This window comes from Pseudomonas sp. NPDC088322, assembly GCF_044740745.1.
GTDB lineage: Bacteria > Pseudomonadota > Gammaproteobacteria > Pseudomonadales > Pseudomonadaceae > Aquipseudomonas > Aquipseudomonas shirazensis.
Window position 1 is genome coordinate 567241 of the sequence record NZ_JBIURK010000001.1, and the last position, 25058, is coordinate 592298.

Consider the following 25058-nt stretch of genomic DNA (forward strand, 5'->3'; position numbering starts at 1 on the left):
TTACACCGGGAGGTGCCCAGATGAGTGACAAAGAGCTGCTCGATACCCAACCTATTCCTCCATCCGGCGAAAAACTGCAAAAAGTTCTCGCCCGCATCGGCGTGGGCTCGCGTCGGGATGTCGAGGCCTGGATCAGCCAGGGCCGGATCAAGGTCAACGGCGTTGCCGCGACCCTTGGTCAGCGTGTCGACATGCATGACGCGATCTCGGTCGATGGCAAGCTGATCAAGCGCGTGGAGGCCTCCGAGGCCACCCGCCGGGTGATCATGTACAACAAGCCAGATGGCGAAATCTGCACCCGTGACGACCCGGAAGGCCGTCCAACCGTGTTCGATCGCCTGCCACGGCCGAAAGAGGGCCGCTGGATCAACATCGGTCGTCTCGACATCAACACCACCGGCCTGCTGCTGTTCACCACTGATGGCGAACTGGCCAACCGCCTGATGCACCCATCCTACGAGATGGACCGCGAGTACGCGGTACGTGTGCGCGGCGAAGTCGACGACGAAATGCTCGATCGACTCAAGGCTGGTGTAGTGCTTGAAGATGGCCCGGCGAAGTTCACCGACATCCAGAAAGCGCCGGGTGGCGAAGGCTTCAACCATTGGTACCACTGCGTGGTGATGGAAGGCCGTAACCGCGAAGTACGTCGCCTGTGGGAGTCGCAAGGTGTGATCGTCAGCCGTCTGAAGCGTGTGCGCTTCGGTCCGGTGTTCCTCAACTCCGACCTGCCAATGGGTCGCTGGCGCGAAATGAGCCAGTACGAAATCGACATCCTTGCCGCTGAAGTGGGCCTGCAGCCGGTTGCGCTGCCGACCTTGAACCTCAAGGCCAAGGACAAGATGGAGCGTATGCAGCGCAAGTCCAGCCGTCCGCTGGGCCGTGGCGAACGCGTACGCAATCTGCGCCCGGCGCAGGAAGGCCAGGCCGAGCGCCCGGCCCGTGCGCCGCGTGAAGACAGCGCGGCTGCGCGCAAGGGCAGCCGTGCCCCGGTCGCCAGTGCGGTAGCCGAGCGTCCGAGCGATGTACGCAAGCGCACCAACAAGCCTGATGGTGCCCGCACCAGTGGCGGTCGCCCAACTGGCGGCAAGCCTGCTGGCGGTGGTCGCGGCAAGCCGCGCGGCTGATAGCGTGTGATCTGGGGCCGCTTTGCGGCCCCAGTGGTTTCGATGGCAAACCCAGGCGCAATGCCTGGCAACTTTTCCATCCGCCTCGTAAAGAAATCCTTACGGAATCGCCCGATTCCCCAAGCAAACGCTCCCCGCGTAACGCAAACTTGCCAAACCCCCGCCGCAGAGCCCTCCCTGCACCCAACCAGGCCCTTGCCCAGTGCCCCGCAACACGCTGATATAGCCCCATGCCCTGTGCACAGCCCGGCCAAAGAGCCCGGCTAATAAAACAACAAATGGAGGCGCAATGTACGCCGATCAGTTCGCCACAACTGGCTCTTCCCACCGGATCGGTGCGCTTTTCCTACAGGAAATGACGCATCGCGTTGACGCCTGCGCGCTTGCGAGGGTATACAATGCGCCGCGTTTTACCTGTGACCCCCTTGCGTACCGCGCATTTCTGCTGACTCCCGGCTGACCGATCCTGGGCCTGTTGCCCGTCGCGTCCCGTGAATCCAGAAAAAATCCAAGGTAACCACCTTGCCCATTCCGCTGCGCCACGAGTGCGGTGGGTCCGATTCCGTCACAGATAAAAACAAGCAGGTGACTTCGTTCATGAGTGGACAAATCAAGCAGTCAGGCGAGCTCAAGCGGGGCCTGAAAAACCGCCACATCCAGTTGATCGCCCTCGGCGGCGCGATTGGTACCGGCCTGTTCCTCGGCTCAGCCGGAGTGATGGCGTCTGCCGGCCCGTCGATGATCCTCGGCTACGCCATCTGCGGCTTCATTGCCTTCATGATCATGCGCCAACTCGGCGAGATGATTGTCGAGGAGCCTGTGGCAGGTTCCTTCAGCCACTTTGCGCACAAGTACTGGGGCGGTTTTGCCGGCTTCCTGTCGGGCTGGAACTGCTGGGTGCTGTACATCCTGGTGGGCATGTCGGAGCTGTCGGCAGTGGGCAAGTATGTCCATTACTGGTGGCCCGAGATCCCGACCTGGGTCACTGCGGCGGCGTTTTTCCTGCTGATCAATGCCATCAATTTGATGAACGTGAAGGTGTTCGGCGAGACCGAGTTCTGGTTCGCGATCATCAAGGTCGTGGCCATCGTCGGCATGATCGGCCTGGGCGCCTACATGCTCACCTCAGGCAGTGGCGGCCCGGAAGCGTCGGTCACCAACCTGTGGGTGCATGGCGGGTTCTTCCCCAACGGCGTCACGGGGCTGGTGATGGCGCTGGCGATCATCATGTTCTCGTTCGGCGGCCTGGAGATGCTCGGTTTTACGGCGGCCGAGGCTGACAAGCCGAAAACCGTCATCCCCAAGGCGATCAACCAGGTCATCTACCGCATCCTGATCTTCTATATTGGTGCGCTGGTGATCCTGCTCTCGCTGACCCCTTGGAATACCCTGGTCGCCAGCATCGAAGCCGCCGGCGGCAGCTACGGCAGCAGCCCGTTCGTGCAGGTGTTCTCGCTGCTGGGTAGCGACGTTGCTGCGCACCTGCTCAACTTCGTGGTATTGACCGCGGCGCTGTCGGTGTACAACAGCGGCACCTACTGCAATGCGCGCATGCTCTACGGCATGGCCGAGCAGGGCGATGCGCCAGCAGGCCTGGCCAAGATCGACAAGCGCGGCGTGCCGGTTCGTTCGATTCTGGCTTCGGCAGCGGTCACCCTGGTAGCGGTGCTGCTCAACTACTTCATGCCGCAGCATGCGCTCGAGCTGCTGATGTCGCTGGTAGTGGCCGCGCTGGTGATCAACTGGGCGATGATCAGCTTCTCGCACCTCAAGTTCCGCCAGCACCTTGACCGTACAGGCCAGAAACCGCTGTTCAAGGCGTTGTGGTACCCCTACGGCAACTACCTGGTGATGGCTTTTGTGGTGCTGATCCTCGGCACCATGCTGATGATCCCGGGTATCCAGGTGTCGGTCTACGCCATCCCGGTATGGCTGCTGGTGATGTACCTGGCCTATGTCCTCAAGGGCGGCAAGCGTGCCGGTCCTGCCGAGGCAGTTGTAGAGAGCGTGGCCAAGTAAACGGTCGCGGGCTTTACCCAAAACCCGATGTCAGGTCACTGACATCGGGTTTTTTATTCGCTGCGGATCAGATCTGCGCCAGCAACCAGCTACGGAATGCCCGCAGCGAGGGCAACGCTTCGTTGCGCGGCGGATAGATCAGGTAGTAGCTGCGTTGGCTGGCAAAAGCTGCGCCGGGGCTGTACAGCTCGCCCTTGGCCAATTCTTCCTCGACCAGAATCCGCGGCACCAGGCCAATGCCGATGCCGGCGCGCACCGCCTGGATCAGGTGCGAGGTCAGCTCGAAGCTCGGCCCCAGGCGCATCGATCGGTGTGGCAGCTCCTGATGGGAGAACCATTCGCCCCATGCATGAGGGTTGTTGGCCACGTTCAGCAGTACTTCCTGGCTGATCCGCGTTGGGTCCCACTGCTGGCCATCGCGGGCTGCGTCCGGCGGCAAGATCACCAGCAGTTGCTCGGCATGCAGGCGATGGCAGATCAGCCCGGGCAAGTCATTGCTGGCCACGCCGATGGCGGCGTCGATTTCGCTGGTGTCGAAATTGATCGCTTCGATGCGCGAATGAATATGCACCAGCATGCCCGGGTGCGCCGCGTAAAACTCATGCAGGCGTGGCAGCAGCCATTTCGAGCCGAAGGTGGGCAGGGTGGCCAGCCGCAGTGTGCCCACGCCGGACTGGTACGCCAAGGCCTGCAAGGTCGCGCTGCGGATGCGCCCGAGCGCCTCGCTGAGCTCGCCCTGGTACAGCCGGCCGACGTCGGTGAGCTGCACCTGACGGCCCTCGCGGCGAAACAGCGTCAGGCCCAGTTGCTGTTCCAGCGCCTGGACCTGGCGGCTGACCGCGCTTTGGGTTAGCGACAGCTCGGCGGCGGCGCGGGTGTAGCTCTCATGCCGGGCGGCTGCCTCGAAGGCCAGCAGCAGTGACATCGAGGGCGTCAGGTGGCGGTAATTCATTCATAAAGCTCATCAATAGCGGCAGGAATATCCGTTTGCCCCCAGCGGCAAACTACAGGAACATTGGCCTATTCGTCATCAGTGCCTGCGCGATGCATGCCGCAATGACAGGTTTACCGTGAATCAGCCCATATCAAGAGGCCATCCAACGATGATCGCCCAGTTGCACACCAGCGCGCCTGCCGCCAATTACCCAGAATTCCTCGAAGCCCTGCGTGGCAGTGGCTTCGCCGGCCAGATCAGCGCCGACTACGCCACCCGTACCGTGCTCGCGACCGACAACTCGATTTACCAGCGCCTGCCGCAGGCGGCGGTGTTTCCGTTGCACGCAGACGACGTGGCCAAGGTTGCAGCACTGATGAGCGAGCCGCGCTTTGCCGGCATCAAGCTGACCCCGCGCGGCGGCGGCACTGGTACCAATGGCCAGTCGCTGACCGATGGCATCATCGTCGACCTGTCGCGGCACATGAACAACATCCTCGAGATCAACGTCGAGCAGCGTTGGGTGCGGGTCCAGGCGGGTGTGGTCAAAGACCAGCTCAATGCTGCGCTCAAACCGCACGGGTTGTTCTTCGCCCCCGAGCTGTCTACCTCAAACCGCGCCACCGTTGGCGGCATGATCAACACCGATGCCAGCGGCCAGGGCAGTTGCACCTACGGCAAGACCCGCGACCACGTGCTCGAACTGCACAGCGTGCTGCTCGGCGGCGAACGCCTGCACAGCCTGCCGATCGATGACGCTGCGCTGGAGCAGGCCTGTGCCGCACCCGGCCGCGCCGGTGAGGTGTATCGCATTGCTCGCGACATTCATGAAACCCAGGCAGAACTGATCGAGACCACCTTCCCCAAGCTCAATCGCTGCCTGACCGGCTATGACCTTGCGCACCTGCGCGACGAGCAGGGCCGCTTCAACCTCAATAGCGTGCTGTGCGGCGCCGAGGGTTCGCTGGGCTATGTGGTCGAAGCCAAGCTAAACGTGCTGCCGATCCCCAAATACGCAGTGCTGGTCAACGTGCGCTACAGCAGCTTCATGGATGCTCTGCGCGATGCCAATGCGCTGATGGCGCACAAGCCGCTGTCGATCGAAACGGTCGATTCCAAGGTGCTGCTGCTGGCGATGCAGGATATCGTCTGGCACAGCGTCGCCGAGTACTTCCCGGCGGATGCCGAGCGGCCAACCCTGGGCATCAACCTGATCGAGTTCTGCGGTGATGACCCTGCCGAGGTGAATGCCCGGGTGCAGGCTTTCATCGGCCATCTGCAGACTGACAAAGGTGTAGAACGGCTCGGCCACACCCTGGCCGAGGGCGCCGAGGCGGTCACTCGCGTGTACACCATGCGCAAGCGCTCGGTCGGCCTGCTGGGCAACGTCGAAGGCGAAGTGCGCCCGCAGCCGTTTGTCGAAGACACCGCCGTGCCGCCCGAGCAGTTGGCCGACTACATTGCCGAATTCCGCGCTCTGCTCGACAGCTATGGCCTGGCCTATGGCATGTTCGGCCACGTCGATGCCGGCGTACTGCACGTGCGCCCGGCATTGGACATGAAAGACCCGGCCCAGGCGGCGCTGGTCAAACCGATCTCGGATGCAGTGGCAGCGTTGACCAAGCGCTACGGTGGGCTGCTCTGGGGCGAGCATGGCAAGGGCCTGCGCTCGGAATACGTGCCGGAGTATTTCGGCGCGCTGTATCCTGCCTTGCAGCGCCTGAAGGGCGCGTTCGATCCGCACAACCAGCTCAACCCCGGCAAGATCTGCACCCCGCCGGACAGCGCCGAAGGCCTGACCAAGGTCGATGGCGTGACCCTGCGTGGTGACCTCGACCGGACCATTGACGAGCGCGTCTGGCAGAGCTTTGGCAGCGCGGTGCACTGCAACGGCAACGGCGCCTGTTACAACTACGACCCCAACGACGCCATGTGCCCGTCCTGGAAGGCCACCCGCGAGCGCCAGCATTCGCCCAAGGGCCGTGCCTCGTTGATGCGCGAGTGGCTGCGCCTGCAAGGGGCGGCGGATATCGACGTGCTGGCCGCGGCACGCAGCAAGGTCTCCTGGCTCAAGGGCTTGCCGACGCGGCTGCGCAACAACCGTGCACAGCAGCAGGGGGAGGTCGACTTTTCCCACGAGGTGTACGACGCAATGGCCGGTTGCCTGGCCTGTAAATCCTGTGCAGGCCAGTGCCCGATCAAGGTCAACGTGCCGGACTTCCGCTCACGCTTCCTTGAGCTGTACCACGGTCGTTACCAGCGGCCACTGCGCGATTACTTGATTGGCTCGCTGGAATTCAGCATCCCGTACCTGGCCCACGCGCCGGGCCTGTATAACGCGGTGATGGGCTCGAAGTGGGTCAGCAAGTTGCTGGCCGACAAAGTCGGCATGGTCGACAGCCCATTGATCAGCCGCTTCAACTTCCAGGCGACGCTGACCCGTTGCCGTGTGCAGATGGCCACTGTGCCGACCCTGCGCGAACTGACCCCCGCCCAGCGCGAGCGCAGTATCGTGCTGGTGCAGGATGCCTTCACCCGCTACTTCGAAACGCCGCTGTTGGCGTCATTCATCGAGCTTGCCCATCGCCTCGGCCACCGTGTTTTCCTCGCGCCCTACAGCGCCAACGGCAAGCCGCTGCACGTGCAGGGCTTCCTCGGTGCGTTCGCCAAGGCGGCGATCCGCAACGGCAGCCAGCTCAAGGCACTGGCCGACTGTGGCGTGCCATTAGTAGGCCTGGACCCGGCCATGACCCTGGTGTATCGCCAGGAATACCAGAAGGTCGAGGGGCTGCAGGACTGCCCGAAAGTGCTATTGCCGCAGGAATGGCTGATCGATGTGCTGCCTGAGCAAGTGCCAGCCACTGGCGCCAGCTTCCGCTTGATGGCGCACTGCACCGAGAAAACCAACGTACCGGCCAGCACTCGGCAATGGGAGCAGGTCTTCGCACGTATGGGCCTGACATTGGTCACCGAGGCCACCGGCTGCTGTGGCATGTCTGGCACTTATGGGCATGAGGCGCGCAACCAGCAGACCTCGCGGACTATCTTCGAGCAGTCGTGGGCGACCAAGCTGGATAAACAGGGTGAGCCCCTGGCGACTGGCTATTCCTGCCGCAGTCAGGTCAAGCGCCTGGCAGACAAGCAGTTGCGCCATCCGCTCGAAGTCGTGCTGCAGTTTGCCCTGCGCTGAATTTCAGCGAGGTAGGGGAGTCATGGAGAGGTGACCGCAGGAGGGGGCGGTAGGTCTGGCTGATGAGGCTGGGCTTGCCAGCGGCACTCTGGACGGTGTGAAAACGTGATGAAGTGGGGTTTCCCGTGTTCAGCCGTTTTCACACTGCCGTGCGCGGTTATTCCTGATCAGCGCTGGATGTATCGTCGCCATTCTGCTCGACGGCTGGCGTCGGTTCAGAGTGGGCGGCAACGGTGTGCTCTTCGGGGTTCAGGCTTGGGAAGGGATGATTCGGGATCTCATGCATCTCGTCGTCCTCGCAAGTGTGAGTTGAAAAGGCTGCGCCAGGCGCGTGTGTGGCTTTGAAAAAGCTTGGGCAGGATACAGCAGTCGACATGACAGTTTGAACTTTTTGCCGATCAGCTGTCGGCTAGCGGGCGGATATCGGACGCAGCACGTGGCAGGGGATGCAGTTGAAACGGCAAGCGCCCGCAGAGTCCACGACCTCTGCGGGCGCTGCCAGGCAGGTTACTTGCGGCCTTCGGCGTTCTTGGCCACTTCATCGGTGCGGGCGCACATGATGAAGTCATTGCGGTGCAGACCTTTGATCGAATGGCTCCACCAGGTCACAGTGACTTTGCCCCATTCGGTCATCAGGCCAGGGTGGTGGCCTTCGGCTTCGGCGATTTCGCCAACGGCATTGGTAAAGGCCAGGGCGTGCTTGAAGTTCTTGAACAGGAATACCCGTTCCAGCTCCATATGGCCGTCACGCACTTCGATGTTCCAATCGGGGATCTGCCGGATCAGCTCGGGCAGTTCGGCTTCGCTGACCTGCGGGGCGTCGGCGCGGCAGGCTTCGCAGTGGGCTTGATTCAAGGCATTCATGGTGTGGTTCCAATTCGAGTTGTTATCGTCAAGGTGGCTTCAGGCAGCAACCTTGGGTGGAAACTTGGGTGCGTGCAGGCCCAGCTGCATGCCCTGGTGGACCATGCCCATGATGTCTTCATGGGCCAGGTCGAACAGGCGCTTGAGGTTGGGCAGGACGAAGTACACCGGCTGCAGGATATCGATGCGATAAGGCGTGCGCATCGCCTCGATCGGGTCGAAGGCCTGATGCTCAGGCTCGCTGGACAGACTGTAGACGGTCTCCTTGGGTGAGGAGAGGATGCCGCCGCCGTAGATACGTTGGCCTTGCGCGGTATCCATCAAGCCGAATTCGATGGTCATCCAGTACAGCCGGGCCAGGTACACCCGCTCTTCCTTGGTCGCAGCCAGGCCCAGCTTGCCATAGGTGTGGGTGAATTCGGCGAACCATGGGTTGGTCAGCAGCGGGCAGTGGCCGAAGATTTCATGAAAGATATCCGGCTCTTGCAGGTAGTCCAGTTCTTCACGGGTGCGGATGAAGGTAGCCACCGGGAAGCGCTTGCTGGCAAGCAGTTCGAAAAAGGTCTGGAACGGGATCAATGCTGGCACGCGTGCAACCTGCCAGCCCGTGGTGGCGCCAAGCACTTTGTTGATCTCGCCCAACTGAGGAATGCGCTCATGGGGCAGCTTGAGCTGCTCGATGCCGTCCAGGTACTCCTGGCACGCACGGCCTTCAATCACCTTTAACTGGCGGGTAATCAAGGTATTCCAGACTGCGTGCTCGTCTTGCGGGTAGTCGATAAAACCGTTCGCATCGGGCTCGCGGGCCACGTAGTGCGTCTGTTTCATGTGGCTCTCCTGGTGAGGGCTTTATTGTTTTGATTGCGACTGCCCCTAGGAATATCCCGATGCCGAAGGTTTTGCATCGGCTTAACGCGCACGTTAACCCGCTTCCGGCCGCGGTTTCGTAACGTTAATTTTACAAAATGTCGGTGATCCCGGAAAATCGCGGCCATGCGCGGTAGCTAAGCGCTATTTTTGTCAGCTTATCTTTACGACTTTTCTGCGTGCCGGTTAAAAATCGGCAGCTTCGAGATCTCTACATGCGTATCAAAGTGCATTGCCAGAACCGCATCGGCATCCTGCGGGACATCCTCAACCTGCTGGTGGAGTACGGCATCAACGTGCTGCGGGGGGAGGTGGGCGGCGACCATGGCAACGCGATCTACCTGCATTGCCCGAACCTGGTGAACCTGCAGTTTCAGGCGTTACGGCCCAAGTTCGAAGCCATCACCGGCGTATTCGGCGTCAAGCGGGTCGGCCTGATGCCCAGTGAGCGCCGGCACATGGAGCTTAACGCCCTGCTGGGCGCGCTCGAGTTTCCGGTGCTGTCGGTGGACATGGGCGGCAGCATCGTCGCCGCCAACCGGGCCGCCGCGCAGTTGCTGGGCGTGCGTGTGGATGAGGTGCCGGGCTTGCCGCTGGCGCGCTATGTCGAGGACTTTGACCTGCCTGAACTGGTCCGCGCCAACCAGTCGCGGATCAACGGCCTGCGGGTCAAGCTCAAGGGCGATGTGTTTCTGGCAGATATCGCGCCGCTACAGTCCGAGCACGATGAAAGCGAAGCGCTGGCCGGTGCTGTGTTGACCCTGCACCGCGCCGACCGCATCGGCGAGCGTATCTACAATGTGCGCAAGCAGGAGCTGCGCGGCTTTGACAGTATCTTCCAAAGCTCGAAAGTAATGGCGGCGGTAGTGCGCGAGGCGCGGCGCATGGCCCCTCTGGATGCGCCACTGCTGATTGAAGGTGAAACCGGCACGGGCAAGGAGCTGCTGGCGCGCGCCTGTCACCTGGCCAGCCCGCGCGGCCAGGCGCCGTTGATGGCGCTCAACTGTGCCGGCTTGCCGGAGTCGATGGCCGAGACCGAGCTGTTTGGCTACGGCCCGGGCGCATTCGAAGGTGCCCGCGCCGAGGGCAAGCTCGGTCTGCTCGAGCTGACCGCAGGCGGCACCTTGTTCCTCGATGGCGTTGCCGAGATGAGCCCGCGTCTGCAGGTCAAGCTGCTGCGCTTTTTGCAGGACGGCTGCTTTCGTCGGGTCGGCAGTGATGAAGAGGTATACCTGGATGTACGGGTCATCTGCGCGACCCAGGTGGACTTGTCCGAGTTGTGCGCGCGGGGTGAGTTCCGCCAGGACCTGTACCACCGCTTGAACGTGCTCTCGCTGCACATTCCGCCGCTGCGTGAATGCATGGATGGCCTGGACGGCTTGGTCGAGCATTTTCTGGATCAAGCCAGCCGGCAGATTGGCTGCCCACTACCCAAGTTGGTGTCGGCGGCCATGGATAAACTCGCGCACTATCACTGGCCGGGCAATGTGCGCCAACTTGAGAATGTACTGTTTCAAGCCGTTTCATTGTGTGAGGGCGGTGTGGTTAAAAGTGAGCATATCCGTTTGCCGGATTATGGTGTGCGCCAACCGTTGGGCGAGTTTTCCCTGGAGGGGCAACTTGCTGATATTGTCGGGCGTTTTGAAAGGGCGGTGTTGGAATCGTTGTTGGCGGAGTTTCCAAGTAGTCGTGCGTTGGGTAAACGCTTGGGCGTTTCACATACGACCATCGCTAATAAGTTGCGAGAATATGCGCTAGGTAAATCAGCGGATCAATAGTGCGGATTAAGCGAAAGGGGCCTTGCGGGCCCCTGTTTCATGCTGCTTAACCGTTCGAGCAGCCGTTGCCCATCACTCGGTATTCGAGAGTGTGCTGTTGGCCCTGCGAGTCCTCATAGGTCATGCGGGCTGGTACCACTTCGCAGACATTGGGCACCGCGCTCATCGAGATAACACGGGCGATGTCCAGGTGCTGCGAGTAGTTGTACTGTTCAACCGGGATCTGCTTGGCGTTGTTTGCAAGGTCGTCGGCCAGTGCCGCGGTGCTGCAAAGAGTGCCAAGTGCCAATACCAGTAACGCTTTCATTTTCAGTTTACCTATACAGGGGCGAGAGGGTGCACGCAGCGCGTGTGGCGCTGCGCGTAAAACGATAATCAAGGGTTTTAATTATCTTGGGATTAACACCTGCCGGGTGGGGGCTACTGTCGGAAGTTAATCGCCTTGCCGTTGTTGGCGAGATGAATTTTAGGCCGCGGTGTACGGCTGAAACAGAGCGGGTTTTGATAAAGACTGTTGGCAGATTCTGTAACAATCCTGCGCCGCTGTGCTGTGACCAGACTGGCGAAGTGCTGGCATGGCTGATCTAGAGCCATCGCTGAGGGAGCAGTGGGTAAAGGAGGGGGGCGCTACTACCAACGTCGAATGGCCCTGAGCACTCTGTTACAGTTAAAAACGGTTCCATACAAAAACAACTATTACACCGAGGTATCACAGATGAGTGCGGCTCCACTGTATCCCGTTCGTCCCGAGGTTGCGGCGACCACCCTGACCGACGAGGCCACCTACAAGGCCATGTACCAGCAATCGGTGATCAACCCCGATGGTTTCTGGCGCGAGCAGGCTCAGCGGCTGGACTGGATCAAGCCGTTCACCAAGGTCAAGCAGACCTCGTTCGACGACCATCATGTCGATATCAAATGGTTCGCCGATGGCACCCTCAACGTTTCCTACAACTGCCTGGACCGTCACCTTGAAGAGCGTGGCGATCAGGTAGCAATCATCTGGGAGGGCGACGACCCTTCCGAGAGCCGCAACATCACCTACCGCGAACTGCACGAGCAGGTCTGCAAGTTCGCCAACGCCTTGCGTGGCCAGGACGTGCACCGCGGTGACGTGGTGACCATCTACATGCCGATGATTCCCGAAGCTGTGGTCGCCATGCTGGCCTGTGCCCGCATCGGTGCGATCCATTCGGTAGTCTTCGGTGGTTTCTCGCCAGAAGCACTTGCGGGGCGGATCATCGACTGCAAGTCGAAGATCGTCATCACTGCCGACGAGGGCCTGCGTGGCGGTCGCCGTACTCCGCTCAAGGGCAACGTCGACCTGGCGCTGACCAACCCGGAAACCAGCAGCGTGCAGAAGATCATCGTCTGCAAGCGCACCGGCGGCGACATCGCCTGGCACCAGCATCGCGATATCTGGTACGAAGACCTGATGAAGGTTGCTTCCAGCCACTGCGCACCGAAAGAAATGGGCGCCGAAGAAGCGCTGTTCATCCTCTACACCTCAGGTTCCACCGGCAAGCCAAAGGGCGTCTTGCACACCACCGGCGGCTACATGGTTTACGCCGCGCTGACCCATGAGCGGGTATTCGACTACCGCCCGGGTGAAGTCTACTGGTGCACCGCCGACGTCGGCTGGATCACCGGCCACAGCTACATCGTCTACGGCCCGCTGGCCAACGGCGCTACCACCGTGTTGTTCGAGGGTGTGCCAAACTATCCGGACATCACTCGTGTGTCGAAGATCATCGACAAGCACAAGGTCAATATCCTCTACACCGCACCGACCGCGATCCGCGCAATGATGGCTGAGGGGCAGGCTGCAGTCGAAGGTGCCGATGGCTCAAGCCTGCGCCTGCTCGGCTCGGTCGGCGAGCCGATCAACCCGGAAGCCTGGAACTGGTACCACCAGGCCGTAGGCAAGGGCCGTTGCCCGATCGTCGACACCTGGTGGCAGACCGAAACCGGCGGCATCCTCATCAGCCCGCTGCCAGGCGCGACTGGCCTCAAGCCGGGCTCGGCGACGCGGCCGTTCTTCGGTGTGGTGCCGGCGCTGGTCGACAACCTCGGCAACCTGATTGATGGTGCGGCCGAGGGTAACCTGGTGATTCTCGATTCGTGGCCAGGCCAGTCGCGCTCGCTGTATGGCGATCACGACCGCTTCGTCGATACCTATTTCAAGACCTTCCGCGGCATGTACTTCACCGGTGACGGCGCCCGTCGCGATGAAGATGGCTACTACTGGATCACCGGTCGTGTGGATGACGTGCTCAACGTTTCCGGCCACCGCATGGGTACCGCCGAGATCGAAAGCGCGATGGTCGCTCATGCAAAGGTCGCCGAGGCGGCGGTGGTGGGTGTGCCGCACGACATCAAGGGGCAGGGCATCTATGTCTATGTCACCCTCAACTCCGGTATCGAGCCTAGCGAGCAGTTGCGCCTTGAGCTGAAAAACTGGGTGCGCAAGGAGATCGGCCCGATTGCTTCGCCGGATGTTATCCAGTGGGCGCCAGGGCTGCCGAAGACCCGCTCGGGCAAGATCATGCGGCGGATCCTGCGCAAGATCGCCACGGCTGAGTACGATGCCTTGGGTGATATTTCGACCTTGGCCGACCCTGGTGTGGTGCAGCATTTGATCGACACGCACAAGTCGATGAACCTGGCTTCGGCTTGATCAATCGGTGTGGAGGGGGCGCGCAGCAGCCCCACTCCCCAAAGCCCCGCTTCGGCGGGGTTTTTGCATTCTGTTACTTCGACATTCATCGGTAACCGATTTTGTCACCGGCGGCGCACCAAGGCGGGGCGTGGCTACCCACACGGGCCCCAAAACAGGGCTGCCGTGGCTGTCAGCAAAACCGATGACACGCTGCACTTGCCGTATTACAAGGCTTTGCCAATAATAGGCGCACTTATTGCTTCGTTTACAGGTTGTTTCCTTTTCGCTCTTGCATAAATCGTAAGGGCTGTCAATATCGCCCGCTACTGTTTCATGCGCTTCTATAACTAGTTGTCGCTTTGAAGAAATATCGACTAACGGGCTGTCGTTAGAATGCCACTCACTCGCTCGTGGTCTGCGGCCCTGGTCGATACCTCTCGCGGCTTGCGTTGTACCCATTCGCATTCGGGCAGCTGTTACCCCCTGCCTTGTATTGCCCCGTACCGATGGAGTTACCTGATGAAGAAGCTTGCACTGCTTGGCGCCCTGGCGCTGTCCGTGTTTTCCCTGGTATCGCACGCCGATGAAAAACCGCTGAAAATCGGTATCGAGGCCGCTTACCCTCCGTTTGCTTTCAAGCAGCCTGATGGCAGCATTGCCGGCTTTGACTACGACATCGGCAATGCCCTGTGCACCGAGATGAAGGTCAAGTGCACCTGGGTCGAGCAAGAGTTCGACGGCCTGATCCCGGCACTCAAGGTGCGCAAGATCGACGCGATCCTGTCGTCGATGTCGATCACCGACGATCGCAAGAAGTCGGTCGACTTCACCAACCGCTACTACCTGACCCCGGCACGTCTGGTGATGAAAGACGGCACCACCGTCAGCGACTCGCTGGCCGAGCTCAAGGGCAAGAAGATCGGCGTGCAGCGCGGCTCGATCCACAACCGCTTCGCCAATGAAGTACTGGCCCCGCAAGGCGCAACTGTCGTGCCTTACGGCACCCAAAACGAAATCTACCTGGATGTCGCTGCCGGTCGTCTCGATGGCACTGTCGCCGACGCCACCCTGCTCGAAGACGGCTTCCTCAAGACCGACGCCGGCAAGGGCTTTGCCTTTGTAGGTCCGGCCTTCACCGACGCCAAGTACTTCGGCGACGGCATCGGTATCGCCGTGCGCAAGGGTGACAAGGCCAACCTCGATCGGATCAACGCTGCCATTGCCGCGATTCGCGCCAACGGCGAGTACAAGAAGATCCAGGACAAATACTTCAATTTCGACATCTACGGGCCTGAGGCCAAGTAAGACGTCGGACCGCAACTGTGCAATGGTGCAAACAGCAGAGGCTCTGAGGTTTGCACCATTTTTCATTCCCTAGGTCTGAGGAATCCCAATCATGTTGAAAGGCTACGGGGCAGTCATCCTCGATGGGGCGTGGCTGACGCTACAGCTCGCCCTGTCGTCGATGGCCCTGGCCATCGTGCTCGGTCTGATCGGCGTGGCGCTGCGCCTGTCGCCGGTACGCTGGCTGGCCTGGCTCGGCGATATGTATGCCACGGTCATCCGCGGCATCCCGGATCTGGTGTTGATCCTGCTGATTTTCTACGGTGGCCAGGACTTGCTCAATCGGCTGGCGCCACTGTTGGGCTATGACGACTACATCGACCTCAACCCGCTGGCTGCCGGTATCGGTACGCTGGGGTTCATCTTTGGCGCGTACCTGTCGGAAACCTTCCGCGGCGCGTTCCTGGGTATCCCCAAAGGGCAGGCCGAAGCCGGTGTGGCTTACGGCATGAGCAGCCGCCAGGTGTTCTTCCGGGTGATGGTGCCGCAGATGATCCGCCTGGCCATTCCGGGCTTTACCAACAACTGGCTGGTATTGACCAAGGCGACCGCGTTGATCTCGGTGGTCGGTCTGCAAGACATGATGTTCAAGGCCAAGCAGGCGGCTGATGCCACCCGCGAACCCTTCACTTTCTTCCTGGCGGTGGCTGCGCTGTACCTGGTGCTCACCAGTGTTTCGCTGCTGGCGTTGAAATACCTTGAACGGCGCTACTCGGTAGGCGTCAAGGCGGCAGAACTATGATCTTTGACTACAACGTCATCTGGGAAGCCATGCCGCTGTACCTGGGCGGCTTGCTGACGACCCTGAAATTGCTGGCGTTCTCGCTGCTGTTCGGTTTGCTGGCAGCGGTACCGCTGGGGCTGATGCGGGTGTCCAAGCAGCCGCTGGTGAATGTGCCGGCCTGGCTCTACACCTATGTCATTCGCGGCACGCCAATGCTGGTGCAGCTGTTCTTGATCTACTACGGCCTGGCTCAGTTCGAGGCAGTGCGCGAGAGTATCTTCTGGCCGTGGCTGTCCAGCGCAACTTTCTGCGCGTGCCTGGCGTTTGCCGTCAATACCAGCGCCTACACCGCTGAAATCATCGCCGGCAGCCTCAAGGCCACGCCCCATGGCGAGATCGAAGCTGCCAAGGCGATGGGCATGTCGCGCTACAAGATGTACCGCCGGATCCTGCTGCCGTCTGCCATGCGCCGCGCGCTGCCGCAGTACAGCAACGAAGTGATCATGATGCTGCAGACCACCAGCCTGGCCTCGATCGTGACCCTGATCGACATCACCGGCGCGGCGCGTACCGTCAATGCCCAGTACTACCTGCCTTTCGAGGCCTACATCACCGCGGGTGTGTTCTACCTGTGCCTGACCTTCATTCTGGTGCGCCTGTTCAAGATGGCCGAACGCCGCTGGCTGGGCTACCTGGCGCCGCGCAAGCACTGACCGCTCTGTGAGAACCGACAGCATGTACAAACTCGAAGTCCAAGACCTGCACAAGCGCTACGGCAGCCATGAAGTGCTCAAGGGCGTGTCCCTGGCGGCCAAGGCCGGCGATGTGATCAGCATCATCGGCTCCAGCGGTTCGGGCAAGTCGACCTTCCTGCGTTGCATCAACCTGCTCGAGCAACCGCATGCGGGCAAGATTCTGCTCAACAACGAAGAGCTCAAGCTGGTTGCCGGCAAGGAAGGCGCGCTCAAGGCGGCCGATCCGCGCCAGTTGCAGCGGATGCGTTCGCGCCTGTCGATGGTGTTTCAGCATTTCAATCTGTGGGCGCACATGACCGCGCTCGAGAACATCATCGAAGCGCCGGTGCATGTGCTCGGCATGAACAAGAAAGAAGCCCTGGAGAAAGCCGAGCATTACCTGGCCAAGGTCGGCGTCTCGCACCGCAAGGACGCCTACCCTGGACATATGTCCGGTGGTGAGCAGCAACGTGTGGCGATTGCCCGTGCGCTGGCCATGGAGCCGGAGGTGATGCTGTTCGACGAGCCGACCTCGGCACTCGACCCGGAGCTGGTCGGTGATGTGCTCAAGGTCATGCAGTCGTTGGCCCAGGAGGGCCGCACCATGGTCGTGGTGACCCATGAAATGGGCTTTGCCCGCGAGGTCTCCAATCAGCTGGTGTTCCTGCATAAAGGCATCGTCGAGGAGCGTGGTAATCCGCGTGAAGTGCTGGTCAATCCGCAGTCGGAACGGCTCCAGCAGTTTCTCTCGGGCAGCTTGAAGTAACGCTGCACCTTTGCACCAGAATAGGGCATGCTGCGCAGCGAGCGCAGCCATCCCCGGCGCAACTGACGCCACCTCTTCTCAGGTTTCGGACCACGCCCTATGACCACCCAGCGTATCGGCTTTCTCATCTGGCCCAACACCCGGCCGCTGACCTTGGCCCTGGCCGAAGAAGCACTGCTGGTGGCTCAGCGGGTACATCCGGAAGTTATCTACGATCTGGTGTTTCTCCAGGCTGAGCCTGGCGAGCAGCAGGGCTGGCAGTTGCCGGGCGAGGCCTGGAATGGTCGGCTCGAAGGTTTCCAGAAGCTCTTCGTGTTGGCTGACGAGCCGCCGCAGGCGGTCACGGCCGCGCTGTCGTCCGGGCTCAAGCAGCTGGCTCGCAGCGGTTGCGTCATTGCCGGGCTGTCGGCTGGCGTCTATCCCCTGGCGCAGCTCGGCCTGCTCGATGGTTATCGCGCGGCGGTGCATTGGCGCTGGCAGGATGATTTTGCCGAACGCTTCCCCAAGGTGATTGCCACCAGCCATCTGTTCGACTGGGACCGTGATCGCCTGACCGCCTGTGGTGGCATGGCCGTGGTCGACCTGCTGCTGGCCGTGCTGGCCCGTGACCATGGCGCCGAGCTTGCCGGTGCGGTGTCCGAGGAGCTGGTGGTCGAGCGCATCCGCGAGGGCGGCGAGCGGCAGCGTATTCCGCTGCAGAACCGCCTCGGCTCGAGCCATCCCAAGCTGACCCAGGCCGTGCTGTTGATGGAAGCCAACATCGAAGAGCCGCTGACCACCGATGAGATCGCCCAGCATGTGTGCGTCTCGCGGCGCCAGCTGGAGCGGATTTTCAAGCAGTACCTCAATCGCGTGCCGAGCCAGTATTATCTTGAGCTGCGCTTGAACAAGGCGCGGCAGATGTTGATGCAGACCAGCAAGTCGATCATCCAGATCGGGCTGTCGTGCGGGTTCTCGTCAGGGCCGCATTTTTCCAGCGCCTACCGCAACTTCTTCGGCGCGACGCCGCGGGAAGACCGCAATCAGCGGCGCAACAACAGCCCGTTCGAGTTGAGTTCAGCGACTTCAGTCGACAAGTAGGATGATGGGGCCGTTGCACGGCCCTTCGCGGGCAAGCCCGCTCCCACAGTGGGTAGCGGTCAAGCCTGTGGGAGCGGGCTTGCCCGCGAAGGGTCGTGCAACGGCCCCAACTATCATGTGAACAACTGTTCTCTCAATTACCCGCCACCTCTCCCCGACAGTTCCTCGCTCCTTTACACTGCGCGATTGCGACAGTGTTTGTCGCATTGCCGAAAACCTCTGTGAAACACGGTTTAGCGCTGTAACAAGTTGTCGCTTGGCCGCAAGGACAGGCGCTGATCAGTCCTTACAATCCCCCCATCGCTCGCCAATCCCAGGCCAGCGTTTCTCTTCAGGAGACTCAGATGTCCGTTGAGCAAGCCCCGGTGCAACGTGCCGATTTCGACCAGGTCATGGTTCCCAACTACGCCCCGGCGGCGTTCATTCCGGTGCGAGGCGAGGGCTCTCGAGTCTGGGACCAGGCGGGTCGCGAACTGATCGACTTTGCCGGCGGCATCGCGGTAAACGCCCTGGGTCATTGCCATCCGGCGCTGGTCAAGGCACTGACCGAGCAGGCCAATACCCTCTGGCATGTATCCAATGTTTTCACCAACGAGCCGGCGTTGCGTCTGGCGCACAAGCTGGTCGACGCGACCTTTGCCGACAAGGCATTTTTCTGCAACTCCGGCGCCGAGGCCAACGAGGCTGCGTTCAAGCTGGCCCGTCGGGTTGCCCATGATCGCTTCGGCCCGGACAAGCACGAAATCATCTCCACCGTGAACAGCTTCCACGGTCGCACCCTGTTTACCGTCAGCGTCGGCGGCCAGCCGAAGTACTCCGACGGCTTCGGCCCGAAGATCACTGGCATCAGCCATGTGCCGTACAACGACCTTGAAGCGCTCAAGGCACAGATCTCCGACAAGACCTGCGCGGTGGTGATCGAGCCGATCCAGGGTGAGAGCGGCGTAGTGCCGGCTGACCTGGCTTACCTGGAAGGTGCGCGCAAGCTGTGTGACGAGCACAACGCGCTGCTGATCTTCGACGAAGTGCAGACCGGGGTCGGCCGTACCGGCCACCTGTATGCCTACCAGCATTACGGCGTGATCCCGGACATCCTCTCCAGCGCCAAGAGCCTGGGCGGCGGCTTCCCGATCGGCGCCATGCTGACCACCGACGACATTGCCAAGCATCTGGTCGCCGGTACTCATGGCACTACCTACGGCGGCAACCCGCTGGGCTGCGCCGTGGCCTGTGCAGTACTGGATGTGATCAACACCCCGCAGACCCTGGCCGCTGTCACTGCCAAGCACGAGCGCTTCAAGGCACGCCTGGAGAAGATCGAGCTGTTCAGCCTCGTCCGCGGTGTCGGCCTGCTGATCGGCTGCGTGTTGACCGATGCCTGGAAAGGCAAGGCCAAGGACGTGCTCAACGCCGCCGAGAAAGAAGGCCTTATGGTGTTGCAGGCTGGCCCGGATGTAGTGCGTTTTGCACCGAGCCTGGTCATCGAGGATGCCGATATCGACGAAGGCCTGGACCGCTTCGAACGCGCGGTAGCCAAGCTGCTGCAAGGCTGACATACAGCGATTCTGTCGCCGCTGTCAGCAGTGCCAGCGGCGACAGCAGAATTCCAGCGCGGGTGCCTTGTCTCAGGCGGGCACCCGCCGTTTTGCCGCACCACGCTGTGCGGCCCGTATTCCCGAAAGGAGTGACACCATGCTGGTAATGCGCCCCGCGCAAATGGCTGACCTGAATGAAGTGCAGCGCATGGCTGCGGACAGCCCGGTTGGTGTCACTTCGCTGCCTGATGACGCTGCGCGTCTGGGCGACAAGATTGCCGCGTCGGAAACCTCGTTTGCCGCCGAGGTCAGCTTCAATGGCGAAGAGAGCTACTTCTTCGTGCTCGAAGACACCAGCACCGGCAAGCTGGCCGGCTGCTCGGCCATCGTCGCCTCGGCGGGCTACTCGGAGCCGTTCTACAGCTTTCGTAACGAGACCTTTGTGCATGCTTCGCGCGAGCTGAAGATTCACAACAAGATCCACGTCCTGTCGCTGTGCCACGACCTCACCGGCAACAGCCTGCTGACCAGCTTCTACGTGCTGCCGGAGCTGGTGGCCAGCGGCTTTGCCGAGCTCAATTCGCGCGGCCGCCTGCTGTTCATGGCCGCCCACCCGGAGCGCTTTGCCGACTCGGTGGTTACCGAGATCGTCGGCTACAGCGACGAGCAGGGCGAGTCGCCGTTCTGGGATTCGATAGGGCGTAACTTCTTCGACCTGAACTATTCCGACGCCGAGCGCCTGTGCGGGCTGAAGAGCCGGACCTTCCTCGCCGAGCTGATGCCGCATTATCCGATCTATGTACCGCTGCTGCCGGACCACGCTCAGGAGGCGATGGGTCAGGTGCATCCGCGGGCGCAGATCACCTTCGACATCCTCATGCGTGAAGGCTTCGAGACCGAGCATTACATCGACATCTTCGACGGTGGCCCGACCCTGCACGCACGTGCCTCGGGGATCCGCTCGATCAGCCAGAGCCGAGTAGTCCCGGTCAAGCTCGACGAGGCCACAGTCAAGGGTGGCCGCTCGTACCTGGTCTGCAATGGCCAGTTGCAGGACTACCGCGCCGTGTTGCTGGAGCTGGACTGGGTGCCGGGCAAGCCGGTCAGCCTGAGTAGTGAAGCGGCCGATGCCCTGGGCGTCGGTGAAGGTGCCAGCGTGCGCCTGGTCGCTGTTTGAGCGGCCTGGCCATAGCGCCAGCGCTCGCGACCCGCACCCGTCTTGCGGCCGGCACAGACCGCCGCTCAAGGAGATAGCATGATCGTTCGTCCTGTACGCAGCAGCGATTTACCCGCGCTCATCGAAATGGCGCGCAGCGCCGGTACCACTGGCCTGACTACCCTGCCGGCCAACGAAGAGCGGCTGGCTCAGCGCGTGCGCTGGGCTGAAAAGAGCTTCACCGGTGAGGCCGGGCGGGCCGACACCGATTACCTGTTCGTGCTTGAAAACGACGAAGGCCTGGTGGTCGGCATCAGCGCCATCGCCGGTGCCGTCGGCCTGCGTGAACCCTGGTACAACTACCGGGTCGGCCTGACCGTCAGCGCCTCGCAGGAGCTGAATATCTACCGCGAGATCCCGACCCTGTTCCTGGCCAACGACCTCACCGGCAACTCCGAGCTGTGTTCGTTGTTCCTGCGCAGTGATCACCGCAACGGCCTCAACGGCCGCCTGCTGTCGAAGGCGCGCATGCTGTTCATCGCCGAGTTCCCTGAGCTGTTCGGCAAGAAGGTCATCGCCGAGATGCGCGGGATCTCCGACGCCGCAGGCCGCTCGCCGTTCTGGGAGTCGCTGGGCCGGCACTTCTTCAAGATGGAGTTCAGCCAGGCTGACTATCTGACCGGCGTGGGTAACAAGGCCTTCATCGCCGAATTGATGCCCAAGTTCCCGCTGTACACGTGCTTCCTTTCCGAGGCTGCACGCAGTGTGGTCGGCCGGGTACACACCGACACCGAGCCGGCGCTGGCCATGCTCGAGCGCGAAGGTTTCAACTACCAGGGCTACGTCGACATCTTCGATGCAGGCCCGGCAATCGAATGCGACACGGCGAAGATCCGTGCCGTGCGCGAAAGCCAGAATCTGGTGCTGGCAGTAGGCACTCCAGGCGATGACGCCACGCCGTACCTGATCCACAACCGCAAACGCGAAGACTGCCGCATCACCGCAGCGCCAGCGCGGCTGGCGGCCGGCACGCTGGTGGTCGACGCGCTGACGGCGAAACGCCTACGCCTGGGCGTGGGTGACCACGTGCGCGCAGTCACCTTGTCCGCCAGTCGGGAGGCGCAGTGATGACGACCCATTACATCGCAGGGCAATGGCAGGCTGGCCAGGGTGAGGCGCTGCAGTCGCTGAACCCAGTCACCCAGGCGCTCGTCTGGGCGGGGCAGGGCGCTGCTGCTGGCCAGGTTGCCGCCGCAGTAAGTGCGGCTCGCGAGGCGTTCCCGGCCTGGGCCCTGCTCAGTCTGGAAGCACGCATCGCGGTGCTGGAAGCCTTCGCTGAGCAGCTCAAGGCCCATGCTGACGACCTGGCCCGCTGCATCGGGGAAGAAACCGGTAAACCGTTGTGGGAGTCGGCAACCGAAGTCACCAGCATGGTCAACAAGGTGGCGATCTCGGTGCAGAGCTATCGTGAACGCACTGGTGAAAAAAGCGGCCCGCTTGGCGATGCGACTGCCGTGCTGCGGCACAAGCCCCATGGCGTGGTGGCGGTGTTCGGCCCGTACAACTTCCCTGGCCATTTGCCCAACGGGCATATTGTGCCGGCGCTGCTGGCCGGTAACTGCGTGGTGTTCAAGCCAAGTGAGCTGACCCCGAAAGTGGCCGAGCTGACGGTCAAATGCTGGATCGCGGCGGGTTTGCCTGCGGGTGTGCTCAATCTGGTTCAGGGCGCCCGTGAGACTGGCGTGGCGCTGGCTGCCGATGCTGGTATCGACGGTTTGTTCTTCACCGGCTCCAGCCGCACCGGCAACCTGCTGCACCAGCAATTTGCCGGGCGCCCGGAAAAGATTCTGGCGCTGGAAATGGGTGGCAACAATCCGTTGGTGGTCGATCAGGTCAAGGATCTCGACGCGGCCGTCTATACCATCATTCAGTCGGCGTTCATTTCTGCCGGTCAACGCTGCACCTGCGCGCGTCGCTTGCTGGTGCCTGAGGGCGCCTGGGGTGACAGCCTGCTGGCGCGGCTGGTCGAGGTCTGCCGCAGCATCACGGTTGGCGCCTATGACCTGCAACCCGCGCCGTTCATGGGCTCGGTGATTTCCCTGGCGGCGGCCCAGGCCCTGCTTGATGCTCAGCAAGCGCTGATCGGCAAGGGTGCGCTGGCGCTGCTGCCGATGACTCAGCCGCAAGCAGGTGCAGCGCTGCTGACGCCTGGCATCATCGATGTCACAGGCGTTGCAGAGCGCCCTGATGAAGAGTTCTTCGGGCCATTGCTGCAGGTCATTCGCTACGCCGACTTCGACAGCGCGATCGACCAGGCCAACGCCACCCAATACGGCCTGGCCGCCGGTTTGTTGTCTGACTCGCATGAGCGCTACCAGCACTTCTGGCTGCGTAGCCGCGCCGGTATCGTCAACTGGAACAAACAGCTCACCGGGGCCGCCAGCAGTGCGCCATTCGGTGGCGTCGGCGCCAGCGGCAACCACCGCGCCAGCGCTTACTACGCGGCCGACTACTGCGCTTACCCCGTGGCATCGCTGGAGACCGCCAGCCTCGCCTTGCCGGCGACATTGACGCCGGGCGTCACCCTATAACAAATGGTCTCGGAGCCTTGCCGATGAAATCCTATGAAGTGAATTTTGATGGCCTGGTAGGGCCGACCCACAATTACGGCGGCCTGTCGTACGGCAACGTGGCCTCGCAGAGCAACAGCCAGCAGTGCTCCAACCCGCGCGAAGCGGCGCGTCAGGGCCTGGCCAAGATGAAGGCGCTGAGCGACATGGGCTTCAAGCAGGGCGTACTCGCCCCGCAGGAGCGCCCGGACGTTGCTGCCCTGCGCCGGCTTGGCTTCAGCGGCAGTGACGCCGAGGTGATCCGTCGCGCCGCCCAGGAGGCCATGCCCTTGCTGGTTGCCAGTTGCTCGGCTTCGAGCATGTGGGTGGCCAACGCGGCAACGGTCAGCCCGAGCGCCGACACTGCCGATGGCCGCGTGCATTTCACTGCCGCCAACCTCAACTGCAAGTATCACCGCAGCATCGAGCATCCGACCACCAGCCGCGTGCTGGCGGCGATGTTCGCCGATGAGCAGGTATTCGCCCACCACCAGGCGCTGCCGGCGGTGGCCCAGTTTGGTGACGAAGGCGCGGCCAACCACGCGCGCTTCTGTCGCAGCTATGGCGAGCCCGGCGTAGAGTTTTTTGTCTACGGCCGCAGTGCCTTCGACAGCCGCTACCCGGCGCCGCAGAAGTACCCGGCACGCCAGACCCTGGAAGCTTCGCAGGCCGTCGCTCGCTTGCACGGCCTCAGTGCTGATGGGGTGGTCTACGCTCAACAGAATCCAGCGGTGATCGACCAGGGCGTGTTCCATAACGACGTGATTTCGGTAGGTAACGGCGAAGTGCTGTTCTACCACGAGGATGCCTTCCTCGAGACTGATGCGGTGCTTGCCCAGCTGCAGGCTAAACTGGCCGGCAAGGGTGGCAAGTTCCAGGGCATCTGCGTGCCACGGGCGGCGGTGGCAGTGGAGGACGCGGTGCGTTCCTACCTGTTCAACAGCCAACTGCTGTCACGCGAAGACGGCTCGATGCTGCTGGTGGTGCCGGAAGAGTGCCGCAACAACCCGCGCGTCTGGGACTACCTGAGCCAGTTGACCAGCCAGGGTGGCCCGGTCAAGGAGGTCAAGGTGTTCGATCTCAAGCAGAGCATGCAGAACGGCGGCGGCCCGGCATGCCTGCGTCTGCGCGTGGCCTTGAAAGAATCCGAGCTGGCGGCGGTCAATCCAGGGGTTATCATGTCGGCGCCGCTGTACGACAGCCTGATCCAGTGGGTCGATCGGCACTATCGCGATCGCATGAGCGACAGTGACCTGGCCGACCCGCAACTGCTCACCGAATGCCGTACGGCCCTGGATGACCTGACCCAACTGCTCAAGCTGGGCTCGGTCTATCCGTTCCAACGCCAACCCTGAAGAGAGAATTACGTAATGTCTGACGCCCTGCGCCTGATCCTGGAAGACGATGATGGCACCCAACTGGAAACCTCCTGCACGCGCTTTGCCGTGCTCTGGCAGGGCAAGGAAGTCTGGATTCAGCAGGACGGCCGCGGCCAGCTGCTGATCGGTGTGGATGTCGCTGAAGGCGATGCCGAGTTCGCCAACCTGCTGCTGCGCCCGATGGCCACCAACCTGGTCAGCCTGCAGCTGGAGATGGAGCCGGCTGAGCTGGGCGACGACGATGAGGATGGCCACGTGCACGGCCCGGATTGCGGTCACCACCACTAAGGATG

Annotated in this window: 20 protein-coding genes; 16 read left to right on the plus strand and 4 right to left on the minus strand. The window is 61.9% G+C overall.

Annotated features, from left to right (window positions below):
* The first annotated feature begins 20 nt into the window (after positions 1 to 20).
* Both rluB and ACIOAU_RS02690 read left to right on the plus strand, forming a co-directional pair.
* Positions 21 to 1127, plus strand: coding sequence for a 23S rRNA pseudouridine(2605) synthase RluB (rluB, locus tag ACIOAU_RS02685; RefSeq protein WP_101317687.1), 1107 nt, complete (start codon positions 21 to 23; stop codon positions 1125 to 1127).
* A gap of 597 nt (positions 1128 to 1724) precedes the next feature.
* Positions 1725 to 3146 (plus strand): amino acid permease, encoded by a 1422-nt coding sequence (locus ACIOAU_RS02690; protein WP_101317689.1) that lies wholly within the window; start codon positions 1725 to 1727, stop codon positions 3144 to 3146.
* Positions 3147 to 3213: 67 nt separating this feature from the next.
* Here ACIOAU_RS02690 and ACIOAU_RS02695 read toward each other — a convergent pair whose 3' ends face one another.
* On the minus strand, positions 3214 to 4098 hold the full coding sequence (locus ACIOAU_RS02695) for a LysR substrate-binding domain-containing protein (protein WP_101317691.1): 885 nt from the start codon (positions 4096 to 4098) through the stop codon (positions 3214 to 3216).
* A 151-nt stretch (positions 4099 to 4249) separates the two neighbouring features.
* On the opposite strand from ACIOAU_RS02695, the gene ACIOAU_RS02700 reads away from it, so the two are divergent.
* Positions 4250 to 7270, plus strand: coding sequence for an FAD-binding and (Fe-S)-binding domain-containing protein (locus ACIOAU_RS02700; protein WP_150569808.1), 3021 nt, complete (start codon positions 4250 to 4252; stop codon positions 7268 to 7270).
* 507 nt (positions 7271 to 7777) lie between these two features.
* On the opposite strand, the gene ACIOAU_RS02705 is transcribed toward ACIOAU_RS02700, so the two are convergent.
* Entirely contained in the window at positions 7778 to 8134 is a 357-nt protein-coding gene (locus ACIOAU_RS02705) for a 4a-hydroxytetrahydrobiopterin dehydratase (RefSeq protein ID WP_101317695.1), read from the minus strand.
* 39 nt (positions 8135 to 8173) lie between these two features.
* Positions 8174 to 8962, minus strand: coding sequence for a phenylalanine 4-monooxygenase (phhA, locus tag ACIOAU_RS02710; RefSeq protein ID WP_181088171.1), 789 nt, complete (start codon positions 8960 to 8962; stop codon positions 8174 to 8176).
* A gap of 254 nt (positions 8963 to 9216) precedes the next feature.
* Between phhA and ACIOAU_RS02715 the strand changes: the two genes are divergently transcribed.
* Complete coding sequence (locus ACIOAU_RS02715) at positions 9217 to 10779, plus strand: sigma-54-dependent transcriptional regulator (protein WP_103436599.1); 1563 nt, start codon at positions 9217 to 9219, stop codon at positions 10777 to 10779.
* A gap of 46 nt (positions 10780 to 10825) precedes the next feature.
* Here the strand turns inward: ACIOAU_RS02715 and ACIOAU_RS02720 are convergent, their stop codons facing one another.
* A complete protein-coding gene (locus tag ACIOAU_RS02720; protein ID WP_401179789.1) occupies positions 10826 to 11086 on the minus strand; it encodes a DUF2790 domain-containing protein in 261 nt (86 codons plus the stop codon).
* 408 nt (positions 11087 to 11494) lie between these two features.
* On the opposite strand from ACIOAU_RS02720, the gene acs reads away from it, so the two are divergent.
* From acs to ACIOAU_RS02780, 12 genes are all read left to right on the plus strand, one after another.
* Complete coding sequence (gene acs / locus ACIOAU_RS02725; protein ID WP_150569805.1) at positions 11495 to 13456, plus strand: acetate--CoA ligase; 1962 nt, start codon at positions 11495 to 11497, stop codon at positions 13454 to 13456.
* Positions 13457 to 13957: 501 nt separating this feature from the next.
* Complete coding sequence (locus ACIOAU_RS02730) at positions 13958 to 14743, plus strand: ABC transporter substrate-binding protein (RefSeq protein ID WP_101317704.1); 786 nt, start codon at positions 13958 to 13960, stop codon at positions 14741 to 14743.
* 91 nt (positions 14744 to 14834) lie between these two features.
* The gene (locus ACIOAU_RS02735; protein ID WP_101317706.1) at positions 14835 to 15524 is read left to right on the plus strand and encodes an ABC transporter permease; all 690 of its coding nucleotides are present in this window, start codon (positions 14835 to 14837) and stop codon (positions 15522 to 15524) included.
* Positions 15521 to 16219 carry an ABC transporter permease gene (locus tag ACIOAU_RS02740; protein ID WP_101317708.1) on the plus strand — a complete coding sequence of 233 codons (699 nt, stop codon included), beginning with the start codon at positions 15521 to 15523 and terminating at the stop codon, positions 16217 to 16219. The genes ACIOAU_RS02735 and ACIOAU_RS02740 overlap by 4 nt, the downstream gene beginning before the upstream one ends.
* Before the next feature lie 22 nt (positions 16220 to 16241).
* On the plus strand, positions 16242 to 17006 hold the full coding sequence (locus ACIOAU_RS02745) for an ABC transporter ATP-binding protein (protein ID WP_101317710.1): 765 nt from the start codon (positions 16242 to 16244) through the stop codon (positions 17004 to 17006).
* 99 nt (positions 17007 to 17105) lie between these two features.
* The gene (argR, locus tag ACIOAU_RS02750; protein WP_101317712.1) at positions 17106 to 18086 is read left to right on the plus strand and encodes a transcriptional regulator ArgR; all 981 of its coding nucleotides are present in this window, start codon (positions 17106 to 17108) and stop codon (positions 18084 to 18086) included.
* Between the two features lie 344 nt (positions 18087 to 18430).
* Positions 18431 to 19639 carry an aspartate aminotransferase family protein gene (locus ACIOAU_RS02755; protein WP_181088168.1) on the plus strand — a complete coding sequence of 403 codons (1209 nt, stop codon included), beginning with the start codon at positions 18431 to 18433 and terminating at the stop codon, positions 19637 to 19639.
* 139 nt (positions 19640 to 19778) lie between these two features.
* A complete protein-coding gene (gene aruF, locus ACIOAU_RS02760) occupies positions 19779 to 20798 on the plus strand; it encodes an arginine/ornithine succinyltransferase subunit alpha (RefSeq protein ID WP_150569802.1) in 1020 nt (339 codons plus the stop codon).
* 78 nt (positions 20799 to 20876) lie between these two features.
* The gene (gene astA / locus ACIOAU_RS02765) at positions 20877 to 21905 is read left to right on the plus strand and encodes an arginine N-succinyltransferase (protein WP_101317718.1); all 1029 of its coding nucleotides are present in this window, start codon (positions 20877 to 20879) and stop codon (positions 21903 to 21905) included.
* On the plus strand, positions 21902 to 23368 hold the full coding sequence (gene astD / locus ACIOAU_RS02770) for a succinylglutamate-semialdehyde dehydrogenase (protein WP_401179798.1): 1467 nt from the start codon (positions 21902 to 21904) through the stop codon (positions 23366 to 23368). The genes astA and astD overlap by 4 nt, the downstream gene beginning before the upstream one ends.
* Before the next feature lie 23 nt (positions 23369 to 23391).
* A complete protein-coding gene (gene astB / locus ACIOAU_RS02775) occupies positions 23392 to 24741 on the plus strand; it encodes an N-succinylarginine dihydrolase (RefSeq protein WP_401179801.1) in 1350 nt (449 codons plus the stop codon).
* A 15-nt stretch (positions 24742 to 24756) separates the two neighbouring features.
* Positions 24757 to 25053 carry a topoisomerase II gene (locus ACIOAU_RS02780; protein ID WP_101317724.1) on the plus strand — a complete coding sequence of 99 codons (297 nt, stop codon included), beginning with the start codon at positions 24757 to 24759 and terminating at the stop codon, positions 25051 to 25053.
* Positions 25054 to 25058: the final 5 nt, after the last annotated feature.

Bases quoted from the DNA above. Each gene is read 5' to 3' on its own strand.
- rluB (WP_101317687.1), top strand. From the start codon at position 21: ATGAGTGACAAAGAGCTGCTCGATACCCAACCTATTCCTCCATCCGGC.
- ACIOAU_RS02690 (WP_101317689.1), top strand. From the start codon at position 1,725: ATGAGTGGACAAATCAAGCAGTCAGGCGAGCTCAAGCGGGGCCTGAAA.
- ACIOAU_RS02695 (WP_101317691.1), bottom strand. From the start codon at position 4,098: ATGAATTACCGCCACCTGACGCCCTCGATGTCACTGCTGCTGGCCTTC.
- ACIOAU_RS02700 (WP_150569808.1), top strand. From the start codon at position 4,250: ATGATCGCCCAGTTGCACACCAGCGCGCCTGCCGCCAATTACCCAGAA.
- ACIOAU_RS02705 (WP_101317695.1), bottom strand. From the start codon at position 8,134: ATGAATGCCTTGAATCAAGCCCACTGCGAAGCCTGCCGCGCCGACGCC.
- phhA (WP_181088171.1), bottom strand. From the start codon at position 8,962: ATGAAACAGACGCACTACGTGGCCCGCGAGCCCGATGCGAACGGTTTT.
- ACIOAU_RS02715 (WP_103436599.1), top strand. From the start codon at position 9,217: ATGCGTATCAAAGTGCATTGCCAGAACCGCATCGGCATCCTGCGGGAC.
- ACIOAU_RS02720 (WP_401179789.1), bottom strand. From the start codon at position 11,086: ATGAAAGCGTTACTGGTATTGGCACTTGGCACTCTTTGCAGCACCGCG.
- acs (WP_150569805.1), top strand. From the start codon at position 11,495: ATGAGTGCGGCTCCACTGTATCCCGTTCGTCCCGAGGTTGCGGCGACC.
- ACIOAU_RS02730 (WP_101317704.1), top strand. From the start codon at position 13,958: ATGAAGAAGCTTGCACTGCTTGGCGCCCTGGCGCTGTCCGTGTTTTCC.
- ACIOAU_RS02735 (WP_101317706.1), top strand. From the start codon at position 14,835: ATGTTGAAAGGCTACGGGGCAGTCATCCTCGATGGGGCGTGGCTGACG.
- ACIOAU_RS02740 (WP_101317708.1), top strand. From the start codon at position 15,521: ATGATCTTTGACTACAACGTCATCTGGGAAGCCATGCCGCTGTACCTG.
- ACIOAU_RS02745 (WP_101317710.1), top strand. From the start codon at position 16,242: ATGTACAAACTCGAAGTCCAAGACCTGCACAAGCGCTACGGCAGCCAT.
- argR (WP_101317712.1), top strand. From the start codon at position 17,106: ATGACCACCCAGCGTATCGGCTTTCTCATCTGGCCCAACACCCGGCCG.
- ACIOAU_RS02755 (WP_181088168.1), top strand. From the start codon at position 18,431: ATGTCCGTTGAGCAAGCCCCGGTGCAACGTGCCGATTTCGACCAGGTC.
- aruF (WP_150569802.1), top strand. From the start codon at position 19,779: ATGCTGGTAATGCGCCCCGCGCAAATGGCTGACCTGAATGAAGTGCAG.
- astA (WP_101317718.1), top strand. From the start codon at position 20,877: ATGATCGTTCGTCCTGTACGCAGCAGCGATTTACCCGCGCTCATCGAA.
- astB (WP_401179801.1), top strand. From the start codon at position 23,392: ATGAAATCCTATGAAGTGAATTTTGATGGCCTGGTAGGGCCGACCCAC.
- ACIOAU_RS02780 (WP_101317724.1), top strand. From the start codon at position 24,757: ATGTCTGACGCCCTGCGCCTGATCCTGGAAGACGATGATGGCACCCAA.